General features: G+C 69.0%; 24 protein-coding genes and 1 tRNA gene. 21 read left to right on the forward strand and 4 right to left on the reverse strand.

Features of this window, described 5'->3' with window-relative positions; all coding sequences use genetic code 11:
- Positions 1-236: 236 nt before the first annotated feature.
- Positions 237-1,226 carry a hypothetical protein gene (locus tag E3T23_RS15410; RefSeq protein WP_174843889.1) on the reverse strand — a complete coding sequence of 330 codons (990 nt, stop codon included), beginning with the start codon at positions 1,224-1,226 and terminating at the stop codon, positions 237-239.
- Between E3T23_RS15410 and E3T23_RS14650 the strand changes: the two genes are divergently transcribed.
- The 10 genes from E3T23_RS14650 to xerD all read left to right on the forward strand — a co-directional run bounded on the left by E3T23_RS14650 (position 1,191) and on the right by xerD (position 10,469).
- Positions 1,191-2,099, forward strand: a complete 909-nt coding sequence (locus E3T23_RS14650; protein ID WP_241977997.1) for a hypothetical protein — start codon at positions 1,191-1,193, stop codon at positions 2,097-2,099. The genes E3T23_RS15410 and E3T23_RS14650 overlap by 36 nt on opposite strands.
- Positions 2,074-3,105: an HAD-IIA family hydrolase gene (locus E3T23_RS14655; protein WP_134371275.1), complete on the forward strand. Its 1,032-nt coding sequence runs from the start codon at positions 2,074-2,076 to the stop codon at positions 3,103-3,105. Before E3T23_RS14650 ends, E3T23_RS14655 begins: the two co-directional genes overlap by 26 nt.
- Positions 3,106-3,115: 10 nt before the next feature.
- Positions 3,116-3,289, forward strand: coding sequence for a hypothetical protein (locus tag E3T23_RS15355; protein WP_166806313.1), 174 nt, complete (start codon positions 3,116-3,118; stop codon positions 3,287-3,289).
- Between the two features lie 113 nt (positions 3,290-3,402).
- On the forward strand, positions 3,403-4,209 hold the full coding sequence (locus E3T23_RS14660; protein WP_134371335.1) for a TlyA family RNA methyltransferase: 807 nt from the start codon (positions 3,403-3,405) through the stop codon (positions 4,207-4,209).
- Positions 4,206-5,126 carry an NAD kinase gene (locus E3T23_RS14665; protein ID WP_134371276.1) on the forward strand — a complete coding sequence of 307 codons (921 nt, stop codon included), beginning with the start codon at positions 4,206-4,208 and terminating at the stop codon, positions 5,124-5,126. The genes E3T23_RS14660 and E3T23_RS14665 overlap by 4 nt, the downstream gene beginning before the upstream one ends.
- Positions 5,127-5,135: 9 nt before the next feature.
- Positions 5,136-6,833 (forward strand): DNA repair protein RecN, encoded by a 1,698-nt coding sequence (gene recN / locus E3T23_RS14670; RefSeq protein ID WP_134371277.1) that lies wholly within the window; start codon positions 5,136-5,138, stop codon positions 6,831-6,833.
- A gap of 11 nt (positions 6,834-6,844) precedes the next feature.
- Complete coding sequence (locus tag E3T23_RS14675; RefSeq protein WP_134371278.1) at positions 6,845-8,566, forward strand: CTP synthase; 1,722 nt, start codon at positions 6,845-6,847, stop codon at positions 8,564-8,566.
- Between the two features lie 117 nt (positions 8,567-8,683).
- The gene (locus tag E3T23_RS14680) at positions 8,684-9,307 is read left to right on the forward strand and encodes an NUDIX domain-containing protein (RefSeq protein WP_241978024.1); all 624 of its coding nucleotides are present in this window, start codon (positions 8,684-8,686) and stop codon (positions 9,305-9,307) included.
- A gap of 68 nt (positions 9,308-9,375) precedes the next feature.
- Positions 9,376-9,531 (forward strand): hypothetical protein, encoded by a 156-nt coding sequence (locus E3T23_RS15745; protein ID WP_241978027.1) that lies wholly within the window; start codon positions 9,376-9,378, stop codon positions 9,529-9,531.
- A complete protein-coding gene (gene xerD, locus E3T23_RS14685; RefSeq protein WP_277612468.1) occupies positions 9,516-10,469 on the forward strand; it encodes a site-specific tyrosine recombinase XerD in 954 nt (317 codons plus the stop codon). The genes E3T23_RS15745 and xerD overlap by 16 nt, the downstream gene beginning before the upstream one ends.
- A gap of 361 nt (positions 10,470-10,830) precedes the next feature.
- Here xerD and E3T23_RS14690 read toward each other — a convergent pair whose 3' ends face one another.
- Complete coding sequence (locus E3T23_RS14690; protein ID WP_166806314.1) at positions 10,831-11,670, reverse strand: PIG-L family deacetylase; 840 nt, start codon at positions 11,668-11,670, stop codon at positions 10,831-10,833.
- Positions 11,667-12,956, reverse strand: coding sequence for a glycosyltransferase (locus tag E3T23_RS14695; RefSeq protein WP_241978009.1), 1,290 nt, complete (start codon positions 12,954-12,956; stop codon positions 11,667-11,669). The genes E3T23_RS14690 and E3T23_RS14695 overlap by 4 nt, the downstream gene beginning before the upstream one ends.
- Positions 12,957-13,289: 333 nt before the next feature.
- On the opposite strand from E3T23_RS14695, the gene E3T23_RS14700 reads away from it, so the two are divergent.
- From E3T23_RS14700 to E3T23_RS14745, 10 genes are all read left to right on the forward strand, one after another.
- Entirely contained in the window at positions 13,290-14,117 is an 828-nt protein-coding gene (locus E3T23_RS14700; RefSeq protein WP_420898334.1) for a ParA family protein, read from the forward strand.
- The gene (locus E3T23_RS14705) at positions 14,101-14,910 is read left to right on the forward strand and encodes a segregation and condensation protein A (RefSeq protein WP_134371282.1); all 810 of its coding nucleotides are present in this window, start codon (positions 14,101-14,103) and stop codon (positions 14,908-14,910) included. The genes E3T23_RS14700 and E3T23_RS14705 overlap by 17 nt, the downstream gene beginning before the upstream one ends.
- On the forward strand, positions 14,900-15,505 hold the full coding sequence (gene scpB / locus E3T23_RS14710; RefSeq protein WP_134371283.1) for an SMC-Scp complex subunit ScpB: 606 nt from the start codon (positions 14,900-14,902) through the stop codon (positions 15,503-15,505). Before E3T23_RS14705 ends, scpB begins: the two co-directional genes overlap by 11 nt.
- Positions 15,502-16,299 (forward strand): pseudouridine synthase, encoded by a 798-nt coding sequence (locus E3T23_RS14715; protein ID WP_134371284.1) that lies wholly within the window; start codon positions 15,502-15,504, stop codon positions 16,297-16,299. Before scpB ends, E3T23_RS14715 begins: the two co-directional genes overlap by 4 nt.
- Before the next feature lie 15 nt (positions 16,300-16,314).
- Positions 16,315-17,397: a prephenate dehydrogenase gene (locus E3T23_RS14720; protein ID WP_134371285.1), complete on the forward strand. Its 1,083-nt coding sequence runs from the start codon at positions 16,315-16,317 to the stop codon at positions 17,395-17,397.
- A 2-nt stretch (positions 17,398-17,399) separates the two neighbouring features.
- A complete protein-coding gene (gene cmk / locus E3T23_RS14725) occupies positions 17,400-18,086 on the forward strand; it encodes a (d)CMP kinase (protein ID WP_134371286.1) in 687 nt (228 codons plus the stop codon).
- The gene (der, locus tag E3T23_RS14730; RefSeq protein ID WP_134371287.1) at positions 18,083-19,600 is read left to right on the forward strand and encodes a ribosome biogenesis GTPase Der; all 1,518 of its coding nucleotides are present in this window, start codon (positions 18,083-18,085) and stop codon (positions 19,598-19,600) included. Before cmk ends, der begins: the two co-directional genes overlap by 4 nt.
- A 394-nt stretch (positions 19,601-19,994) precedes the next feature.
- A tRNA-Pro gene (locus E3T23_RS14735) sits at positions 19,995-20,071 on the forward strand.
- A gap of 178 nt (positions 20,072-20,249) precedes the next feature.
- On the forward strand, positions 20,250-20,513 hold the full coding sequence (locus tag E3T23_RS14740; RefSeq protein ID WP_241978011.1) for a helix-turn-helix domain-containing protein: 264 nt from the start codon (positions 20,250-20,252) through the stop codon (positions 20,511-20,513).
- A gap of 21 nt (positions 20,514-20,534) precedes the next feature.
- A complete protein-coding gene (locus E3T23_RS14745) occupies positions 20,535-21,707 on the forward strand; it encodes a tyrosine-type recombinase/integrase (RefSeq protein ID WP_241978013.1) in 1,173 nt (390 codons plus the stop codon).
- 70 nt (positions 21,708-21,777) lie between these two features.
- Here E3T23_RS14745 and E3T23_RS14750 read toward each other — a convergent pair whose 3' ends face one another.
- Complete coding sequence (locus E3T23_RS14750; protein WP_241978014.1) at positions 21,778-22,578, reverse strand: alpha/beta fold hydrolase; 801 nt, start codon at positions 22,576-22,578, stop codon at positions 21,778-21,780.
- Between the two features lie 140 nt (positions 22,579-22,718).
- Here E3T23_RS14750 and E3T23_RS14755 point away from each other — a divergent pair, with 140 nt between their 5' ends.
- The gene (locus E3T23_RS14755) at positions 22,719-23,237 is read left to right on the forward strand and encodes a tetratricopeptide repeat protein (protein ID WP_134371290.1); all 519 of its coding nucleotides are present in this window, start codon (positions 22,719-22,721) and stop codon (positions 23,235-23,237) included.
- Positions 23,238-23,278: the final 41 nt, after the last annotated feature.

The raw sequence follows: 23,278 nt of genomic DNA on the forward strand, positions 1-23,278 counted from the left end.
GGTACTGCAGGGGGGACCCTGTGGGAGAGTAGGACACCGCCGGACTTAACTTGAAACACACAAAATGGCCACCCTGCTGGGGTGGCCATTTTGCGTTAAGTTACGCTTGATATGCCTGTCCAGCTGACAGGTCAAATTACACAGGAGACACAGTGAGCCCTTCAGGAACGCACGATAACGAATCACGCGACGGCGGACGAGACGATCGTCGTTCCAACGGGGGTTACCAGGGCCGGTCAGACGGTCCGAAGCGTGATGGCGAGCGTCCTCCGTATCGTGGCAACTCCGACCGCCCGTCCACTGGTGGATACCGTGGCAACAACGACCGCCCCCAGCAGGGTGGCGAGCGCCCTCCCTACCGCGGTAACTCCGAGCGTCCGCAGCGTGATGGCGAGCGTCCTCCGTATCGTGGTAACTCGGACCGTCCGTCCACTGGTGGATACCGTGGCAACAACGAGCGCCCGCAGCAGGGTGGCGAGCGTCCTCCGTATCGTGGCAACTCGGACCGTCCCGCTACTGGTGGATACCGTGGCAACAACGATCGCCCGCAGCAGGGTGGTGAGCGTCCTCCGTACCGCGGTAACTCCGACCGTCCGCAGCAGGGCGAGCGTCCTCCGTATCGTGGCAACTCGGACCGTCCCTCTACCGGTGGCTACCGTGGCAACAACGATCGCCCGCAGCAGGGTGGTGAGCGTCCTCCGTACCGCGGTAACTCCGAGCGTCCGCAGCAGGGCGAGCGTCCTCCGTATCGTGGCAACTCGGACCGTCCGCAGCAGGGTGGCGAGCGTCCTCCGTACCGTGGCAACTCCGAGCGTCCGCAGCGTGATGGTGAGCGTCCTCCGTACCGTGGCAACTCGGACCGGCCGCAGCAGGGCGAGCGTCCTCCGTACCGTGGTAACTCGGACCGGCCGCAGCAGGGCGAGCGTCCTCCGTACCGTGGTAACTCGGACCGGCCCCAGAGCGGCGGCGCCGAGCGCAAGCCGTGGGCCAAGGACGGCGCCCGTCCCGAGCGCAGCGACCGCCCGCAGCAGGGTGGCGACAAGCCGTGGACCCAGCGCGGCGGTTCGCCGAACCGCGCCGGCGCCCCGCGCGGCGACGCCGGAAAGAAGCTGTGGACCCGTGACGGTGCCCCGGCCCGCGGCGACCGCGATGCCCGCGTCGTCGAAGAGGAGATGACCGAAGAGCAGCGCATGCAGCGCGAGCTCCGTTCGGTGCGCCCGCGCCACGACGACCCCGAGCTGCCCGACGACATCACGTCGCAGGACCTCGACCGGATCGCTCGCAACGAGCTCAAGACCCTCAGCAAGGACAACGCCGAGGCCGTCGGCCGCCACCTGGCCATGGCCGCCCGCGTCATCGACGAAGACCCCGAGCTGGCCCACCGCCACGTCATGTCCGCCGCCCGCCGCGCCGGCCGGATCGCCGTGGTGCGCGAGAGCCTCGCCATCACCGCCTACGCCACGGGCGACTTCGCCCTGGCACTGCGGGAACTGCGCACCTACCGCCGCATCTCCGGTTCCAACGATCAGCTTGCGCTGATGGTGGACAGTGAGCGCGGCGTGGGCCGCCCGGACCGGGCGCTCGAGCTGGGACGCTCCGTCGAGCGCGCCTCGCTGCCGGCATCCGTTCAGGTCGCCCTGGCGATCGCGATGTCCGGTGCGCGTCTGGACCTCGGCGAGACCGAGGCTGCGCTCAGCGAGCTCGAGATCCCGCAGCTGAACCCGAAGACCGCGTTCTCCTACAGCGCCGAGCTGTTCGCCGCCTACGCCGAGGTTCTCGGCGAGCTGGGCCGTGACGACGAGGCCGACCTGTGGAACGAGCGGGCCGAGCGGGCCGACGCCGCAGTATCCGGCGAGACCGCGTTCGACGAGACCATGGAGATCCTCGAGATCGACGAGGAAGAGCCCGACGAGGACGAGGAGTCCGGCGAGGACCAGTCCGGCGACGACCAGTCCGACGACGACGCCACCGACGTCTCCGACGATGAGTTCGCGGGCGAATCCGACGACGACGACGCAGCCGACGACTCCACCCCCGACGACAGTGACGACACCGACGACGAGGCGGAGCACGATGCTGAGGCGTCGCCGCGTGCCTGAGCCGGTCACCCCGCTCACCGGCGTCGACGTGGTGCTGGCCGACCTGGACGGCGTGGTCTACGCCGGTCCGGCGGCCATCCCGTTCGCGGTCGAGAGCCTGAACCGCGCGGCGGAAACCGTGCGGGTGGGCTACCTCACCAACAACGCGTCCCGCACCGACCAGTCCGTGGCGGACCACCTCTCCGAGCTGGGCCTGCACACGGTGGCGACGGATGTCGTGACCTCGCCCCAGGCCGCCGTGCGCCTGCTCGCGGATGAGGTGCCGGCCGGCTCGCGCATCCTCGTCATCGGCGGGGAAGGCCTCGTGACCGAGGTCGAAAAGGGTGGCTTCGTCGTCACCCGTTCGGCCGACGATTCTCCGGCCGCCGTGATCCAGGGCTTCTCGCCGGACCTCGGCTGGAAGGACCTGGCCGAGGCCTCGTTCGCCCTGCACCCGAACGAGGACGGCGTGGAGATCCCGTGGATCGCCACGAACACCGACTGGACCATCCCGGTGGCCCGGGGGATCGCGCCCGGCAACGGCACCCTCGTCTCCGCCGTGCACATCGCCGTCGGACGCCTGCCGATCGTGGCCGGCAAACCCGAGGTGGCCATCTTCACCGAGGCCGTCACCCGGTTCGAGGCCAACACACCCCTGTTCATCGGCGACCGTCTCGACACCGACATCCTCGGCGCGAACCGGGCAGGCATTCCGGCCGTGCTCGTGCTCACCGGCATCGACAAGGCCAAGCAGACCCTGGCCGCCGACGCCAAGTCGCGGCCGAAGTACATCCTCGACGACCTGCGCCAGCTGCACGAGCCCTACCCGGAGACGGTGTTCGCCAAGGACGGCTCCTCCGCCACGGTCAGCGGGGCGACGGTGCGCATCGTGGGCGCCGACGTCGAGGTCGTGGCCGAGGGTGACGGGGCGATCAACCTGCTCCGCGCCGCCTGCGCCGTGATCTGGGCATCCGGTCGGCCCATCTACGGGCTCAACGTTCCGGAGCGACTGTATCTCGGACGGTAACGTGGAGAGGGTGAATCAGCACCCAGAGACGTCGACGGATGACGTGACCCAGGATCTGCCCTCGCGGCTGGCCGCGATCGAAGACCGGCCCCTCGAGGAGCGCGCCGCCCTGTACGTGCGGGAGCACGACGGGCTGCAGGGCCACCTCGAAGGCGGAGACGTTCCCCGAGCGAGCCGCTCATGACCGGTTTTGATGAGCCGGGCGCCGGCGGAACCCCGACGGGTGCCCCCGACGCGGGCCCCCCCGACGCTCCCGACGCTCCCGACGCTCCCGACGCCAGCGTCACCGGCGACCGGATGCCCGACCAGCGCCTCGACTCGGCCCTCGCCGAGCGCGGCCTGGCCCGGTCCCGCACCGTGGCGGCGCAGCTGATCGTGGCCGGACTGGTCACGGTCGACGGCAAGCCCGTCGTCAAGGCATCCGCCAAAGTGCGGGACACCCAGCTGATCGAGGTGGCGGCCACCGACCACTACGTCAGCCGCGGCGCCCACAAACTCATCGCGGCCCTCGACGCGTTCGAAATTCCGGTCGAGGGTCGCACGGTGCTCGACGCCGGCGCGTCCACGGGCGGCTTCAGCCAGGTGCTGCTCGAACGCGGCGCCGGCCAGGTCATCGCGGTCGACGTGGGGCACGGGCAGCTGGCCCCCCAACTGGCGACCGAGCCGCGGCTGGTGCTGGTCGAGGGGTTCAACCTGCGCTATGCCACGGCCGAGAAGATCGCGGGCGCCTCCGGCGTGCCGCAGCGGGCCGACCTGGTCGTGGGCGATCTCTCCTTCATCTCCCTGCCCACCGTGCTGCCGGCCCTGGTGGCGACCGCCGCCGAGGGCGCCGACTTCGTTCTGCTGATCAAGCCGCAATTCGAGGTCGGCAAGGGCAGCATCCGCGAGGGCGTCGTGCACGATCCCGGCCTGCGCGCCGACGCGATCGCCGGCGTGCTCTGGGCGGCCTGGGACCTCGGCCTCAAAACGAACGGCCTGATCGCCTCGCCCATCGCCGGCGGCGCCGGAAACCGCGAGTACCTGTGCTGGCTGTCGAGCGCGGTCGGCAGCAATCCGACAGAATGGATCGAACGCACAACGGCACTGGTGGGAGTGACTAAATGAGTGCAGCACCACGCAACATCCTCGTCGTCGCGCACACCGGCCGCACCGATTCCCTCGAGGCCGCCGTCACCGTCTGCCAGCAGCTGCTGGCCGCCGGGGCCGTGCCGGTCCTGGCCCGCAACGAACGCGCCGACCTGCTCGCGCACTTCCCTGACCTCGACGACCAGCTCGCGACGCTGCACGAGGACATCGCGACCACCGAACTCGAACTCGTGATCGTGCTCGGCGGCGACGGCACCATCCTGCGCGCCGCCGAAGTCGTGCGCGGCTGCTCCGCCCCGCTGCTCGGCATCAACCTCGGCCACGTCGGCTTCCTCGCCGAGAGCGAGCGTGACGATCTCGGCGAGGCCGTGCGCCGCGCCCTGCTGCGCGACTACCTGGTCGAAGAGCGGATGGCCCTCGCCGTTCGGGTCAAGCTCGGCGACGAGGTCATCTACGAGACCTGGGCGCTCAATGAGGCCACGGTCGAGAAATCCAGCCGCGAACGGATGCTCGAAGTCGTCATCGAGGTCGACGGCCGCCCGCTCTCCTCCTTCGGTTGCGACGGGGTGGTGATGTCCACCCCCACGGGCTCCACCGCCTACGCCTTCTCCGGCGGGGGCCCGATCGTCTGGCCGACGCTCGACGCGCTGCTGCTCGTGCCGCTCAGCGCCCACGCCCTCTTCGCCCGCCCGCTCGTGGTGGGCCCGGACTCCTCGCTCGCCGTGGAGGTGCTCGCCCGCACCGGCGCGGCCGCGGTGCTCTGCGCCGACGGCCGCCGCGTGCACGACCTGCCACCGGGCTCCCGCGTGATCGTTCGCCGCTCCCCGGTTCCCGTACGCCTGGCCCGCCTGCACAGCGGCCCGTTCACCGACAGACTGGTCAACAAATTCAACCTGCCCGTCACGGGCTGGAGAGGCCCGGTCGGCCGTGAATAAGCGTTCCGCATGATCGAAGAACTCGTCATCCGTGACCTCGGCGTCATCGCCGAGGCCACCCTGCCCCTCGGCCCCGGCTTCACCGCCGTCACGGGCGAGACCGGCGCCGGCAAGACCATGGTCGTCACCGCGCTCGGACTGCTGCTCGGCCAGCGGGCCGACCCCGGCCTGGTGCGCCAGGGTCAGCCGCAGAGCTGGGTGGAGGGCCGCTGGCTGATCCCCGCCGACGGCACCGTCGCCACCCGGGTGCGCGACGCCGGGGGAGACCTCGACGGCCCCGAACTCATCCTCAGCCGCTCGGTGTCCGCCGAGGGCCGCAGCCGGGCCGTGGTCGGTGGCCGCGGCGCCCCCGCCGGCGTGCTCAGCGACCTCGGCGGCGACCTCGTGGTCGTGCACGGCCAGTCCGACCAGGTGCGCCTGCGGTCGGCCGTCGCCCAGGCCGCCGCCCTCGACCGCTTCGCCGGGCCGACGCTCGCCGACACCCTCGACCTGTTCCAGACCGCCTACCACCGCTGGCACGGCCTCCAGGCCGACCTCGACCGACTGGTCGACGAGCAGGACCAGCGTGCCCGCGAGGCCGACGAGCTGCGCGCCGCCATCGACGAGATCGAACTCGTCGCCCCCGAGCGCGGCGAAGACGACGCGCTCGGCGAACGCGCCGAACGCCTCGGCAACCTCGAACAGCTGCGCCTCGCGGCCGCCCAGGCCCGCGAACTGCTCTCCGCCGAGGAGAACCCCGACGACCTGCCCGACGCCGTCGCCCTGCTCGACTCCGCACGGCGCCAGCTCGAACGCGCCGGCGAACACGACCCGGCCCTGCCGCCCCTGGCCGAAGCCCTCGCGAACGCCGGCTTCCTGATCGCCGACATCGCCGCCCAGCTCTCCAGCTACCTGGCCGGCCTCGACGCCGACGGCGCCCGCGAACTCGAGGTCGTGCAGGAGCGCCGCGCCGAGCTCACCGCCCTGGCCCGCAAGTACGCGGGCGGCCTCGACGAGGCCATCGACTTCCTCGACACCGGCAGCGCCCGCCTGCTCGAACTCGACAGCGACTCCGACCGCATCGACACGCTCCGCACCGAAACGGATGCCGCACGCCAGACGACCGACGACCTCGCCGACAAGCTCACCGGCATCCGTCGCGCTGCCGCAGAAGCCCTCGGAACGGCCGTCACCGCCGAACTGGCCGCCCTGGCCATGCCGAACGCGTCGCTGCTGGTCGAGGTCGACGGCCGGGCCGAGATCACCGCCACCGGACGCGACGCCGTGAAGATCCTGCTCCGGCCGCACGCGGGGGCCGAGCCCCGGTCGTTGGCGCGCGGGGCATCCGGTGGCGAACTGTCCCGGGTGATGCTCGCGATCGAGGTCGTCATCAACCAGGCCGACCCGGTGCCGACGTTCGTCTTCGACGAGGTCGACGCCGGCGTGGGCGGCGCCGCGGCCATCGAGATCGGCCGCCGGCTCGCCCGGCTCGCCGAAACCGCCCAGGTGATCGTGGTCACCCACCTCGCCCAGGTGGCCGCGTTCGCCGGCAACCACCTCAGTGTCGTCAAGGACAGCGACGGCTCCGTCACCGCCAGCAGCGTGCGCCAGCTGCACGGCGACGAGCGCGCCGCCGAAATGGCCCGTCTGCTCTCCGGACTGCCCGATTCCGCGAGCGGACTCGAACACGCCCGGGAGCTCATGAACCTCGCCCGCACCAACCGTTAGGTCAGCCCTCAATGCTAGAGTCGAAGCCCGTGGTGGAAAATAAAAGCACGGACGAATCAGTACGCAACGACACGACTCGGCACATCTTTGTGACCGGTGGTGTCGTTTCTTCTTTGGGCAAGGGCCTGACGGCGGCAAGCCTCGGCAACCTGCTCACGGCCAGCGGTCTCCGCGTGGTCATGCAGAAGCTCGACCCCTACCTCAACGTGGACCCGGGCACGATGAACCCGTTCCAGCACGGTGAGGTCTTCGTGACCGACGACGGCGCCGAGACCGACCTGGACATCGGCCACTACGAGCGGTTCCTCGACATCAACCTCAACCAGGCCGCGAACGTCACGACCGGCCAGGTCTACTCGCAGGTGATCGCCAAGGAACGCCGCGGCGAATACCTGGGCGACACCGTGCAGGTCATCCCGCACATCACCGACGAGATCAAGCGCCGCATGCGCCTGCAGGCCAGCGACGAGCTGCGCCCCGATGTGATCATCTCCGAGATCGGCGGCACGGTCGGCGACATCGAGTCCCAGCCGTTCCTCGAGGCCGCCCGCCAGGTGCGCCACGAACTCGGCCGCAACAACGTCTTCTTCGTGCACGTCTCGCTGGTGCCGTTCCTCGGCGCCGCGGGGGAGCAGAAGACCAAGCCCACCCAGCACTCCGTCGCCGCCCTGCGTTCCATCGGCATCCAGCCGGATGCCCTCGTGCTGCGCAGCGACCGGCCCGTCTCCGACTCGAACAAGCGCAAGATCGCCCTCATGTGCGACGTCGACGAAGACGCCGTGGTCAACGCGGTCGACGTGCCCAGCATCTACGAGATCCCCACCATGCTGCACGACCAGGGCCTCGACAAGTACATCACCGACCACCTCGACCTGCCCGTCACCAGCGTGGACTGGACCGGCTGGCAGAAGGTGCTCGACGCCGTGCGCGAACCCCAGCACACCGTCACCATCGGCCTGGTCGGCAAGTACATCGACCTGCCCGACGCCTACCTGTCGGTCACCGAGGCGCTGCGCGCCGGCGGTTTCGCCAATCAGACCAAGGTCAACATCACCTGGATCGGCTCCGACGACTGCGAGACCGAGGAGGGCGCGAACCGCCTGCTCGGTGAGCTCGACGGCATCTGCGTTCCCGGTGGCTTCGGTGTGCGCGGCATCGAGGGCAAGCTCGGCGCCTTGAAGTTCGCCCGCGAGAACGGGATCCCCGTGCTCGGCCTCTGCCTCGGCCTGCAGTGCATGGTCATCGAATACGCGCGCAACAAGGCCGGCCTGATCGGCGCATCCTCGTCGGAGTTCGACGAGGAGACCGAGTTCCCCGTGATCGCGACCATGGAAGAGCAGGTCGAGATCATCGCCGGCGGCGACCTGGGCGGCACTATGCGCCTGGGTCTCTACCCCGCCGCCCTGGCCGAGGGATCCATCGTGGCCGAGCTCTACGGCGCCCCCGAGGCGTCCGAGCGTCACCGCCACCGCTACGAGGTCAACAACGCGTTCCGCGGTCAGATCGCGGATGCCGGCCTGTGGTTCTCCGGAACCTCGCCCGACGGCCACCTGGTCGAGTATGTCGAGCTCAAGCGTGACGAGCACCCGTTCTACGTGGGCACGCAGGCACATCCGGAGCTGCGCAGCCGGCCCAGCCACGCGCATCCGTTGTTCCGCGGTCTGATCAGCGCCGCCCTGGACCGCCAGCAGGCCAGCCGCCTGTTCGAGGTCGAAGCCAAGGAAGAAGCCTGACCCGTGCCCCATCTCTCCGTGCAGGCCGAGACTGTGACCGCTACGAACGTGACCGATGCCGGCGTGACCGCTGCCGGCGTGAGCGCCGAGAAGTCCGGAGAGTCGGCCTCCGCCCCGCTGGCGGATGAGCCGGCGTTCGCGCCGGTCTCGGACAGCGAGATCGTCTTCGCGGGCAAGGTCTGGGATGTGCGCCGCGACACCTTCGGGTACAACGGCTCCGGCATCGTGCGGGAGTACCTGGACCATCCGGGCGCCGTGGCGATCCTCGCTCTCGATGAGCAGGACCGCGTGCTGTTGATCAAGCAATACCGGCACCCCGTGCGCACGCGCGACTGGGAGCTGCCGGCCGGGCTGCTCGACGAAGCAGGGGAGCACCCGCTCGTCGGCGCGCAGCGTGAGCTGGCCGAGGAGGCTGACCTGGTCGCCACCGACTGGAACGTGCTCGGCGAGTTCGCCACCTCGCCCGGCGGCAGCAACGAGGTCATCCGGATCTACCTGGCCCGCGGCCTCGCCGTCGCCCCGGAGGTCTTCGAGCGCACCGAGGAGGAAGCAGACATCGAGGTGCGCTGGGTGCCGCTCGATGACTGCGTCGACGCCGTGCTCGCACGCAGGGTGCAGAACCCGTCGCTGGTGATCGGCGCGCTCGCCGCCGTGGCCGCCCGCGCCCGCGGGTGGAGCAGCCTCGGGGCAGCGGATGCGCCGTGGCCGCGGCATCCGGTCAACTGGGACCACACGGTGTGACCGGTTGGCCGCGCCGATCGAGGTGAGCGCTGCAGGTACCAGTTCCGGTGCCGATGCCGGTGGGGCCGGTGCTGGTGCTGGTGCAGGTGCAGGTGCTGGTGCTGGTGCTGGTGCTGGTGGGGCCGGGGCCGGTGGCGTTCCTGTTGCCCCGGGCGTCGCCGGTGTGCCCGGAGCCGGTGCCGGAGCCGGTGGGGCCGTCGCGGCGGCCGTGGACTCGTATCTGAGGCACGTCGCGATCGAGCGCGGGCTGAGCACCAACACGGTGGCCGCCTACCGGCGTGACCTGGCCATCTACAGCCGGTGGCTCGCCGCCGCCGACCTGACCGGCCTGGCCGAGGTCACCACGCAGCACATTTCCGACTATGTGCGGTTCCTCGGCTCCCGCGAGGAGTCGCCGCTGACCGCGGCGTCGATCGCTCGCATCCTCTCGACCGTGCGCGGGTTCCACCGGTTCCTGCTCGAGGAGGGCGTGGTCGACACGGATGTCGCGCACGAGTCCAAGCCGCCGAAGCTCGGCACCCGGCTGCCCAAGGCCATCTCGGTCGAGCAGGTCACGCTGCTGCTCGCGGCGACCGATGGCGACGAGGTGGCGAACCTGCGCGACAAGGCGCTGCTGGAGCTGCTCTACGCCACCGGTGCCCGCGTCTCGGAGGTGGTCAACCTCAATGTGGACGACGTGCTCGACCCCGAGGTGGTGCGCCTCACCGGCAAGGGCGACAAGCAGCGCATCGTGCCGGTCGGCAGCTACGCGCGCACGGCCATCGACACATTCCTGGTGCGGGGGAGACCGCTGCTCTCCGCCCGCGGACCGGCGACGCCGGCCCTGTTCCTGGGCCTCCGCGGCAAGCGGCTCAGCCGGCAGAACGCGTGGCTGATCATCCGGGCGGCCGCCGAACGCGCAGGTCTCGAGGGGCACGTCTCGCCGCACACGCTGCGGCACTCCTTCGCCACGCACCTGCTTGAGGGCGGGGCCGATGTGCGCGTGGTGCAGGAACTCCTCGGCCACTCCTCGGTGGCGACCACCCAGATCTACACTCTCGTCACCGCGGACACCCTCCGCGACATGTACACGACCGCACATCCCCGGGCGAGGGTTGCCCCTCCCGTCCCTCCCGTCCCGCCAGCCACGCCGCCCCCGCCGGTCCCCCCGGCCCTGGATTAGCCCAACTCCGCGTTACTGTTCCCGTTCCGGACAAATGTTGCCCGCGTACAGGCAACTTTTGTCCGGTCTGGCAACAGTTGCGGCCGGGGCCGCCGCGCGGGGCATCCGTCACCCGCGTCGTCACCCGCGTAGTCTCGGCGCCCTCCCTGGCATAACTCCTGCAAATTGTGAGCCGCACGGGTCACCGCACGCGTGTTTCCGCGGGTCTTGCTGCCGATTCTAAGAATTTGCAGGAGTTATGCACGCTCGGCGCTCGGCTTCGCCCTGCCAGCGATTGAGCCTGCCGAATATCCGGCGTCCGGCAGGTGTGGATTGTGTCGGGGCGTGCATTGGAGAGGCGATGAGGTCGGTGCGGCCGGCCTCAGAGCACCCGAAGCCCGACATCGGTAATGATCGGCTCGCGCTGCCCACCGGAGTGCACGATGTGGTCACCGTCGACGGTGAGCTGGCTCGCGTGGCAGCGCAGGGCATCCGTGACCGTGGCGAGGTGCGCCGACAGGTCGAACCACTCGGCACCACCGGCACCCGCACCGGCACCCGCACCCGCACCCGCACCCGCACCCGCACCGGCACCGGCACCCGCACCGGCCCCCGCACCCGAAACGGCAGCAGCTTCAGCAGAACCAGCCGCCTCCGCTCGCAGCACCTCGGCGAACGCCACCCCGACAGCCCTACTCGCCGCGACCGCCGCTTCGTGCATGCGCACGTGATCCGGATGCCCGTACCCGCCGCCGTCGTCGTAGCTGATCACGAGGGCCGGCCGCAGTCGCTCGACCAGCGCGGCCACATCGGCGGTCACCTCGGCCAGCGGCGCCCGCACCAGGGCGTCGTCGTCGATGTCGTCGGCCGGCCCGGCCAGCCCCGGACGAATCCAGGTCATGCCCGAGTCCCGGTACGCGCGCGGCTCGAGTCCGAGAGCGCGCGCGGGCGGGGTGCCCAGCCAGAACCGGTCCGCGATGCCGAGGGCCGCCGCGGCGCCGGCCAGCTCCCGTTCGCGTTCCCGGGTGAGCGCAGCCGTGCCCTCGAGGCCCGACAGCGGCCCCGCCACGACCTCACCCTGCTCGCCGCGCGTGGCGGTCAGCAACGAGACACGGATGCCCCGCGCCACCAGTTCCGCGATCAGCGCCCCCGTCGCAATCGTTTCGTCATCGGGGTGAGCGTGCACGAAGAGAACCGTGGGAACGCCGTGCAGCAGACTCACGCGGTGAGCAGCGAAGGCAGCGAAGGCAGCGAGCCGGGGCGCACCAGCGCGCGGTAGACGGTCACGAGGCCGTCGGCCGACCGTTGCCAGTCCAGGTGCTCGGCCCGCTCGCGGGCGGCGAGCGACAGGCGCCGTGCGAACGCGGGGTTCGAGAGGATCTGGCTGAGCGCACCGGCCCACACGGACGGATCGCGGGAGTCCAGCACCACCCCGGTGGCACCGTCGAGCACCGCCTCGCGCAGCCCACCGGCCGCCGCGGCGACGACGGGAACACCGCTCGCGGCCGCTTCGAGCGCCACCAGCCCATACGTTTCGGAGTGCGAGGGCACGAGCACGACCCGGGCGCCGCTCAGCAGCAGGGCCAGGTCCACACGGGACTGCGGGCCCACGAACCGCACGCTGCGCTCGATGCCGTGCCGGGCCGCGAGAGCCCGGAGCTCGTCGATGTAACCGTCGTAATCGGCCGACGCGTCGCCGGCGATCACGAGTTCGGGCCGGATCGGCTCCGGCACGGCCGCGATCGCCGCGATCGCGAGGTCGAGCCCCTTCAGCGGCTGCAGACGCCCCGCCACGACCGCGTAGCCACGGATGTCGACGGGCCCAGAAACCCCAACCCCGACACCCCCGGCACCCCCAACGGCCTCGGCACCCCCGACCCCCCGCACATCCGTCGGCCGGAACAGAATCCCGTCCACCCCCGGCAGCACGATCGTGATCCGCTCGGGCGCACCGCCGAGCCGCTCCACGATGGTGTCGGCCTCGGCCTCGCTGATCGCGATCAGGGCGTCCGACTCCTGCGCCAGCCAGGCCTCGCCGGCCATCCGCCCGGGGGACTCGGGGCGCTCGCCCGCCGATAGCGGCGTCGACACGTCGGCCGCGATGCTGTGGAAACTCTGCACGTGCGGGGTGCCCCGCCGGCGCGCGAGCGGCAGAGCCGCCATGCCCGAGAACCAGTGGTGCGAATGGATGACGTCGTAGGGTCCCAGCGCAGCCATCTGCACCCGGAACGCGTCGATGAACTCCTCGTGGTCGCCCTTGGGGATCGGGTGGGCCGGTCCGGCGTCGAGGAAGCGGAGCGTCACCCCGGGGCTCAGCTGCACAGGATCCGACACGGGGGAGGACCGCCGGGTGAGGATTTCGACGTGGTGGCCGGCGGATGCGAGAGCCTCCGCCTGGTGCCGCACGACCACGTTCATGCCCCCGGCGTCGCCCGATCCGGGCTCGGCGCCCGGCGAGGTATGCAGGGAGACGAGGGCGATCCGGAGGGGCGTGAAGTGGTGAGGCACCTCAAAATCTTAACCCAACAGGCTGTGACCGACCCGGTTCCATCGATGAGAGGCCGAGCAGAGGCCGAGCAGAGGCCGAGCAGAGGCCGAGCAGAGGCCGAGCAGAGACCGAGCAGAGACCGAGCAGAGGCCGGTGCGACACCGATCAAAGGCAGAGACACGCCGGATTCGCGCGGCAGACCGGCGGTTTCCGGCGATCCGTGCCGCAACATGCCCCAACCGATCGCTACAGTGGACACAGTGGCAGGTGTAAGACGGATCGAGGACATCTCAGTGGCGCGCAAGCAAGATGACCGGACACGACTTCCCGGTTTAGACGAGGCACCGGTTGGTGTGACCGGACGACCGAAACGCGACTTCGACGAACCCGCGGGTCTGCCCACCCATGGCCCGGCGCGCATCATCTCGCTGTGCAACCAGAAGGGCGGCGTCGGAAAGACGACGACCACCATCAACCTGGGTGCCGCCCTCGCCGGTTACGGCCGCCGCGTGCTCGCCATCGACTTCGACCCGCAGGGCGCGCTGTCCGCCGGTCTCGGTGTGCCCACGCACGACGTCACCACCATCTACGACCTGCTGCTGAGCAACTCGGCCAACCCGCACGACGCCATCCAGAAGACGTCGGTGTACAACCTCGACATCATCCCGGCCAACATCGACCTGTCCGCCGCGGAGGTGCACCTGGTCAACGAGGTCGCCCGCGAGCAGATCCTGGCCCGCGTGCTGCGCAAGATCTCCGGCGACTACGACGTCATCCTGATCGACTGCCAGCCGTCGCTGGGCATCCTCACCGTCAACGCGCTCACGGCCAGCCACGGCGTGCTCATCCCGCTCGAGTGCGAGTTCTTCGCCCTCCGCGGTGTGGCCCTTCTGATCGAGACCATCGACAAGGTGCGCGACCGGCTCAACCCGGCCATCGAACTCGACGGCATCCTGGCGACCATGTTCGACTCCCGCACCCTGCACTCCCGTGAGGTGCTCGAGCGGGTCGTCGACGCGTTCGGCGACAGCGTGCTCGAAACGGTCATCGGCCGCACGGTCAAGTTCCCCGACGCGAGCGTCGCCGGCATCCCGATCACCGAATTCGCGCCCGAGCACGCGGCCGCCAAGGCCTACAAGCAGGCGGCGCGGGAACTGATCCAGCGTGGCGCCGTCGCCTGACGCGACCGCACCGAAGTCGTTTTCGGTTGCCCTCGGCAACTTCGAGGGTCCGTTCGACCTGCTCCTGTCCCTGATCGGCAAGCACGAACTCGACATCACCGAGATCTCGCTGAGCCGGGTCACCGACGAATTCATCGCCTACCTGCGCGGCCTCGACCAGGACGAAGAGCTCGACCAGGCCACCGAATTCCTGGTGGTCGCGGCCACCCTGCTCGACCTCAAGGTCGTCGGCCTCCTGCCGCAGGGTGAGCTCGTCGACGCCGAGGACGTGGCGCTCCTTGAGGCCCGCGACCTGCTGTTCGCCCGGCTGCTGCAGTACCGGGCCTTCAAGAGTGCGAGCGCCTGGTTCGAAGGCCGGCTCGACACCGAGTCCACTCGGCACGGGCGTGCGGTGCGGCTCGAGGAGAAGTTCCGCCGAAAGACCCCCGAGCTGGTCTGGACCCTCTCCCTCGGCGACTTCGCCGCGATGGCCGCCCTCGCGCTCACCCCGCGCGAGCTGCCCGGCGTGGGACTCGACCACCTGCATGCGCCGCTGGTCAGCATCCGTGAGCAGGCGGCCTACGTGGTACGGATGCTGCGCGCCGGCGACACGCTCACGTTCCGCGAGCTCATCGTGGGCGCCGAGGTGAAGGGCGTCGTGATCGCCCGTTTCCTGGCCGTGCTCGAGCTTTACCGCCTCGGCGCCCTCTCTTTCGACCAGCTCGTGCCGCTCGGCGACCTCAGCCTGCACTGGAGTGCCGAGTCCTGGTCCGACGACATCCTCGCCAACCTCGGAGCCGACTATGAGCAGTGACACAGCGACCGCACAAGAAAACGCAGAGGGCACGGATGTCCGCCGCCCCCCGCTCGAACGCACCCTCGAGGCCATCCTGATGGTCGCCGACGAACCGCAGGGGCTGCTGCAGCTGGCCGCGGCGGTCGACGCGACGCTGGCCGAGGTGCGGGCATCCGTCGCCCGGCTCGTGGCCGACTTCGACGGCAACGCCGGCACCGTGCGCCGCGGCTTCGAGCTGCGCGAGGTGGCCGGCGGCTGGCGCATCTATGTGCGGCCCGAGCACGATGTGACCGTGGCCGACTTCGTGGTCACCCAGAACCCGAGCCGGCTCTCGCAGGCGGCCCTGGAGACCCTCGCCGTGATCGCCTACAAGCAACCGATCAGCCGCGGGGCTGTAGCCTCAATTCGTGCCGTGAATGTGGATTCGGTCGTGCGCACCCTGCTCGGCCGCGGTCTGATCACCGAAGCGTTCACCGATAGTGAGACCGGTGCGATCAATTACGGCACCACAGACCTTCTGCTTGCCCAGCTCGGAATCAACTCGCTCGACGAGTTGCCCTACCTATCGCCGTTGCTCAATGACGGCGCGAACGGATTTGAGGAATTGCCATGACGAACGACAACCAGGGGATCCAGGGGACACCCACCAACCCCGAGGCCGCCGCCGACGGGGTTCGCCTGCAGAAGGTCATGGCCTCCGCGGGCGTCGCCTCCCGCCGCGTCTCCGAGGAGATGATCGCCGCCGGCCGGGTGCGCGTGAACGGCAAGGTCGTCACCGAGCTGGGCCGCCGCATCCACCCCGACTCCGACCTGATCATGGTCGACAACGTCGCCGTGCAGCTGGACACCAGCCGCCGCTACGTGATGCTGAACAAGCCCGTCGGCGTCGTCTCGTCGATGCAGGACGAGAGCGGACGCCCCGACCTGCGCGAATTCACCGACCAGTTCGAGGAGCGCCTGTTCAACGTGGGCCGCCTCGACGCCATGACGAGCGGCCTGCTGATCCTGACCAACGACGGCGATCTCGCGCACGTGCTCGCGCATCCGTCGTTCGGCGTCTTGAAGACCTACATCGCCAAGGTCGAGGGTCGCGTGTCGCCGCAGACCATCCAGCTGCTGCAGAACGGCATCGAGCTCGACGACGGCCCCATCTCCGCCGACAAGGCGCGCCTCCTGGCCAGCCCTCCCGGCGACGGTTTCAGCCTGGTCGAGCTCACCCTGCACTCCGGCCGCAACCGCATCGTGCGCCGCATGATGGAGGCCGTCGGCCACCCCGTTGTCGACCTCGTGCGCCGCCAGTTCGGCCCGCTGCACCTCGGCACCCTGCGCGTGGGCGATGTGCGCGACCTGACCAAGGTCGAACTCGGTCAACTGCTCACCGTGTCGCGGGCCGAAACCAAGATCTAGGCGCCAGGAGTCCCCGTGGTTGAATCTCGCCTGATCGGGCCCGTGCGTGTCGTGGGCGCCGGCCTGCTCGGCACCAGCATCGGCCTCGGGCTTCGCGCGCGCGGCATCGACGTCATCCTCGCCGACGCATCCCCGACCAACCTCAGCATCGCCGTCGACTACGGCGCCGGCCGCGCCGCGCTCCCCGGCGACCTGCCCCAGCTGATCGTGGTCTGCGTGCCGCCCGACGTGACCGCCGAGATCGTCGCGCGCGAACTGGCCGCCTTCCCGCAGGCGATCGTGACGGATGTCGCCAGCGTCAAGCTGTCCCCGCTGCAACAGCTGCGGGAGCTGGGCGCCGACGTGTCCCGCTACATCGGCGGTCACCCGATGGCGGGCCGCGAACGCGGGGGACCGCTCGCCGGTCGGGCCGACCTCTTCGTCGGCCGCCCCTGGGTGGTGGCCGCGCACGACGCGATCAGCTACCAGCAGGCCACCGCGATCGACGACCTGATCCTCGACCTCGGCGCGATCCTGGTCGAGATGAGCCCGGAAGAGCACGACCGTGCCGTGGCGCTGATCTCCCATGTGCCGCAGGTCGTCTCCACGATCATGGCGCGCCGGTTGACGGATGCCGCCGGCTCGGCCCTGAACCTCGCCGGCCAGGGTCTGCGCGATGTGACCCGGGTCGCGGCCAGCGACCCCGAGCTGTGGGTGCAGATCCTCGGCGCGAACGCCGAACCCGTGCGGGACATCCTGCTGGCCTACCGCACCGACCTGGACCGGTTCATCGACGCGCTCGACGCCCCCACCGCGCCGGGCGCCCGCCGCAAGGTGGCCGAGGAACTCGCCGGCGGCAACACCGGGGTGGCCCGCCTGCCCGGCAAGCACGGCCAGGACCGCCGTTTCGTCACGCTCAGCGTGATGGTCGACGACACCCCCGGTCAGCTCGCCCGCCTCCTCAACGAGGTCGGCGAGGTCGGGGTCAACCTCGAAGACCTCCGTCTCGAGCACTCACCGGGCGCCCAGCTGGGCCTGGCCGAAATTTCTGTACTCCCTGAGGCCATTGGTCGCCTCACCGAAGAGCTGGCCGCCCGCGGCTGGCGGATTGCTGGTTAATCATGGGTCGTCACTCAAGCCCCCACATCGTCGCGATCGACGGACCGGCCGGCAGCGGCAAGTCCAGCGTCAGTCGCGCCGCCGCCCGCCGCATCGGCTTCGACTACCTCGACACGGGCGCCGCCTACCGGGCCTTCGCCTGGTTCGTCAGCGACCGGGGGATCGACCCGGAGAACACCGACGCCGTCGTGGCCGCCCTGCCCGGCTTCGACTACTCCATCGGCATCGCCCCCGACGAGCACTTCGTGCGGGTCGGCGAAACGGATGTCACCGACGCGATCCGCGATCCCGCCGTCTCCGCCATCGTGAGCACCGTGGCACGCATCCCGGAGGTGCGCGCGCACCTCACCGAGCTGTTCCGCAGCATCGCCGCGAGCTCCCACCGCACCGGAATCGTGATCGAAGGCCGGGACATCACCACCGTGGTGGCCCCGACCGCGGAGATCCGCATACTGCTCACGGCTTCCGAGGAGGCTAGAATGGCTAGGCGCTCTGCGGAAATATCGACCCAATCGGCTGAAACCGTGGCGGAGCAGCTGCGATCGAGGGATCGCGCTGACTCACGAGTTGTCGAATTCATGAGCGCCGCAGACGGTGTGACCACCGTCGACTCCACCCATCTCGACTTCGAACAGACCATTGACGCGGTCCTCGACGTCATCAATACATACCGCGAGGCCATCGCATGACCAACAACAACGACTTCGACGACACGATCCCCGACCTCGACTCCGAGCTGGTAACGCGCTTGGACGACCTCGACGACGACCTGGTGTCGCAACGCGCCGCCGCTCTTCGCACCGGACTCAACGAGTACGATCTCGCCGACGAGGACTTCGATGTCCTCGACACGGTGACGGAAGACCCCGACGCCATCCAGTATCTGCCGGCCCTGCCGGTCATCGCCATCGTCGGCCGCCCGAACGTGGGCAAGTCGGCGCTCGTGAACCGCATCCTCGGCCGCCGCGAGGCCGTCGTGGAGGACACCCCCGGCGTGACCCGCGACCGCGTGACGTACAAGGGTGAATGGCACGAACGCCGCTTCAGCCTCGTCGACACCGGCGGCTGGGAGCCCGACGCCAAGGGCATCGACGCGTCCGTCGCCGCCCAAGCCGAACTGGCCATCGAACTCTGCGACGTCGTCATGTTCGTCGTCGACGCCAACGTGGGGCCCACCTCCACCGACGAGGCCGTCGTGCGCCTGCTGCGCAAGGCCGGCAAGCCCGTCTTCCTCGTCGCCAACAAGGTCGACGACATCCGCCAGGAGCCGGAAGCCGCGAGCCTCTGGGCGCTCGGCCTCGGCCAGCCCTGGCCCGTCTCGGCCCTGCACGGCCGCGGCGTCGCCGACCTGCTCGACGCGATCCTCGAGGAACTCCCCGAGATCTCCGCCGTCGCCAAGCAGGAAGTCGGCGGACCCCGCCGCGTCGCGATCCTCGGCCGCCCGAACGTGGGCAAGTCGAGCCTTCTGAACAAGGTCGTCGGCGAGGAGCGCGTTGTCGTCAACGAGCTCGCCGGCACCACGCGCGACCCGGTCGACGAGCAGGTTGAGCTCGGCGGCAAGGTGTGGCGCTTTGTCGACACGGCCGGCATCCGTCGTCGCGTGCACCTCTCGCAGGGTGCCGACTTCTACGCCTCGCTGCGCACCAGCGCCGCGCTGGAAAAGGCCGAAGTGGCCGTGGTTCTGATCGACGTGACCGAGGTGATCAGCGAGCAGGACGTGCGCGTGATCGACCTGGTGCTCGAATCCGGTCGCGCCCTCGTGCTGGCGTTCAACAAGTGGGACCAGATCGACGACGACCGTCGCCGCTACCTGGAACGTGAGATCGAGCAGGACCTGGCGCACGTCTCCTGGGCTCCGCGCGTGAACATCTCGGCCAAGACCGGCCGCCACATGGAGAAGCTCGTTCCGGCCCTCGAGACCGCTCTCGAAGCCTGGGACACCCGCATCGCCACCGGCAAGTTCAACGCGTTCCTCGCCGAGCTGGCCGCGTCGCACCCGCACCCCGTGCGCAGCGGCAAGCAGCCCCGCATCCTGTTCGGCACCCAGGCGTCGAGCCGCCCGCCGACCTTCGTCATCTTCACCACCGGGTTCCTTGACCCGGGCTACCGTCGTTACATCCAGCGTCGCCTGCGCGAGGTCTACGGCTTCGAGGGAAGCCCGATCAACATCAGCATGCGCGTGCGCGAGAAGCGCAAGCGCTAGCCAGTCTGCTCAGCACATCAGAAGCCCCGACCCCGAGATGTTTCATCTCGCGGTTGGGGCTTTTTCGTTTAGAGCACCGGCTCCAACACGACCCGGTCCTTCCGTACCCGCGCTGCTGGCATGCCCTCACGCGACGCCGCCGCGGTCGCGCTGCCGCGTCGCGCGTGCGCCGCTTCGCGCGTGCGCCGCTTCGCGCGTGCGCCGCTTCGCGCATGGCACGCCACCCGCGACTCGGCGCAGTCCCCGCGTAGCGCTGGCGGCGAGCCTGCACGGCGCCCCGCCCGCAGATTCGATGCTCAAACAACGGATGGTGTCCGCGAGCGCTCCCGGGACGCGGTAAGCTATTCGAGTTGTCTCCTGTTGGTTCTGTTCGCTGGAATCGCTGCAGGAGCGGCGGGCTGTGGCGCAGCTTGGTAGCGCACTTGACTGGGGGTCAAGGGGTCGCAGGTTCAAATCCTGTCAGCCCGACCAAATGTCCCGGAAACTCAAGGGTTTCCGGGACTTTTTTGGTTAAGAGATTTGACTACCCCATCACAAACCCATCTTTTACTCCTCCCTGGAGCCGCTGAGACGGCCTTCCTATCCGGGGCGGCGACGTCGTTTTCGGTCCAGCCCGGTCATCCGGGAGTGTGGTGCGCACCTTCTGGGTATGAGCATCCACGACGAATACCCAACCTCCTCCTCTGCCCCCTCCACCGACGCGTGGGGCCTGGAACCCTTGATGGACATCAACGAGTTGGCGTCCTACCTGGGCATCCCGATCTCCACGGTCTACGACTGGCGTGTGCGGGGCAAAGGCCCGACGGCCTACCGGTTCGGCAAGCACCTCAAGTTCGCCATCTCCGACGTGCGGGCCTGGATTGCCGAGCAGCGGGAACCTTCCAGCACGCCCTGGCGCACCGATCGGCGGTGAGCTGAGATGTCGCGGCCACGGTTGACGATCAGCACCTTCGGTGACATCACCATCCGGGTGGCGCCGTCCGGCCGGTTCGAGGCGCGGACCCGGTACCGGGACTGGGACGGTCAGACGCGCCAGGTTCAGGCCACCGGCGACACCGCTAGGGCTGCCGAGCGATCGCTGAAGAGCAAGCTCACGACGAGATACCTGCAGCAGCCGACGAACACGTCGTTGACGCCGGACAGCTCGTTCGCAGACTTGGCGACGTACTGGCTCGAGGACATCGATATGGAGAATCGGATATCGAAGACGACCCGGAATCTGTACGAGCGCAACATGCGAACGCTCGTGCTGCCAGTGTTTCGCAGTCTCACGCTGCGCGAGATCGGCGTCGCTCGCTGCGATCACTTCATCAAGCAGCTGGCGAAGCTCTCCCACAGCCGGGCCAAGCAAGGTCGTGTCGTTCTGCGGCTGGCGCTTGAGTTGGCAGTGCGGCATGAGATTCTCCCCAGCAATCCGATGGACCACGTGGCTCGCCTGTACCGCGAACCGCATCTCCCTGATGCGCTCACGGCCCCGGAGGTGAACGTGATCCGCGCGGCGATCGCCCGGTGGGAAAGCGCCGTCAATCACATCTCCGGGCCCAAGCCCGACGGCCAGCTCGGCGCGATTATCGAGGTGATGCTCGGCACCTCGGCGCGGATCGGCGAGGTGCTGGCCATCCGCCGCCGGGACATCGATATCACAAGCGCCATACCGTCCATCCGCCTGGCCGGCACGATTATCAGCCGCAACGGCGAGCAGACTTTCCGGCAGGACCACCCCAAAACCGCCAAGTCGCGTCGTGTTGTGGCACTACCCACGTTCACCGCCGACGCGGTTCGCCGGCGTCTTGCCAATGCCGGGAGCATGGACCTGGATGATCTGCTGTTCCAATCCCGGGACGGCACCCCGCTCACCACCGCGAACGTGCGTCGTCAGTTGCGTCACGTGCTCGGGGGAGCGGGAATCGAGGGTGTGACGCCGCACATGTTCCGCCGCACGGTTGCGACTGCGGTCAACGCCAACGCCAACATCGAACTCGCCGCAGAGCTGCTCGGCCACACGGACACGAAGATTACGGTGCAGCACTACATCCAACGGAGCGAGCTGGTGAACCCGGCCACCGCAGCGCTACTCGACAGAGCTTTCGCGAAAGACGAAGAATAAAGGGCCGTCGCGACCGCCGAACCCTCCCTATTCTTCGTTCCCCTATGAGGAACCCGTGACGGGCTGAATCTCAGCGTGGCTGATCCTGGCGGAGGAACGCGTGCAGGATCTCAATCCATCGGTCGAACGCGTCCAGATGCGCGTCATGGGAGGCATCGGGGATCTCGATGAGCTGGGCTCGTTGGCCCCGGCGCACGAACTCTGCCTTGTCTTCCTCGCTAAAAATGCCACCGCTGGCGTAGACGACAAGAGCCGGGGCCGAGACGCTCTCCCATTCCGTCCATCTCGGGACGGCAACCGCGTCGAGGGTTTGGACCATCACTTCTGGATCGAACCGAGGGTAGAGGCCTTCGTGTCGAGGCTCCAAGTCGGCAATCCATGCTTGCTCGAGTGGCCCATTACCCAAGTACTCGCGCGCGGTGGTTTTGTCGACGAACGGGAGCGGCCACGATCGAAGATGGTCGCCCATCGTGGCGTTCTCGGCCGGGTTGCCTGACCCCGCTCCGCTTTCGAGTAAAACGAGGCGTTCCACGAGGTCCGGGCGAGCAGCGGCGACCATCATTGCCGTATGAGCGCCCATCGATTGACCCACTAGCGCCACAGCACCGTCGACCTCCGCCTCAATGACTCGCACGACGTCGGCGACGAAGGCAGCCCGGGAGGTGTCTGCGGGAACGCGGGTACTGTGCCCATGCCCGCGTTGGTCGACGAGGATCACACGAAAATCGGAAAGCGATTCGGCAGTCGGAATGAATTCGGTGGCACTGCCAGCGAGTCCGTGAAGGATAACAACCGTCGACCCCACGAGACCCGAATCAAGATAGCTGATCGTGACACCCTCACTCTGAACGGAGCGTCGCGAGAAAGTCATCCTCCATGCTGGCATGCCGCACTGCCGGCGCCGTTGCGATCCGATGTCTATCCAAGGTGAACGACAAATGAATCAAGTCCGGCAGCTAGCCTGAGCACGCGCGTCTGCGCGGCCGGCACGAGTCGAGGAGCCACTCATCAATGAGTATCGAACTGCACATCGAGCTGGACCGCATCTTCGCGGCTCGCGACCGAGACAATATGGGCCCAACGATTGCCGCCCTTCTCCATGTCTACGAGATGCACCCGCGTGACCCCCGAGTCCTCTACGAAGTAGGCGGTGCGTACGACACCGCGGGCGAGGAGACGACCGCCCTGGGGTTCTACGAGCGAGCGATGACCGAAGGGCTCGACGGGGACGTGCGTCGCCGGTGCTACCTCCAATACGGGAGCACCCTCCGCAACCTTGGCCGCCTAGATGAGTCGGTGACGGTGTTCGCGCAAGCGCGCAGGGAGTTTCCGGACTCTGTTGCCCTCGGCGCATTCGAATCTCTGAGCCTGCACGCGGCCGGCCGTGTCAACACCGCTCTCGGCAGCCTTCTCACTCTGCTTGCCGACCATGTGCATTCGGAAGAGATTGACCGGTACAAGCCCGCCATGCGCGGCAACGCCGAGTACCTGACATCGCTCGACTCTCCGGCCACTTCCGAAAGCGGCTGATAGCCGAACCCGCAACGCGACTGGTCAACCGTCGATCACCG

It is taken from the genome of Cryobacterium cheniae, from assembly GCF_004403395.1.
Classification (GTDB): domain Bacteria; phylum Actinomycetota; class Actinomycetes; order Actinomycetales; family Microbacteriaceae; genus Cryobacterium; species Cryobacterium cheniae.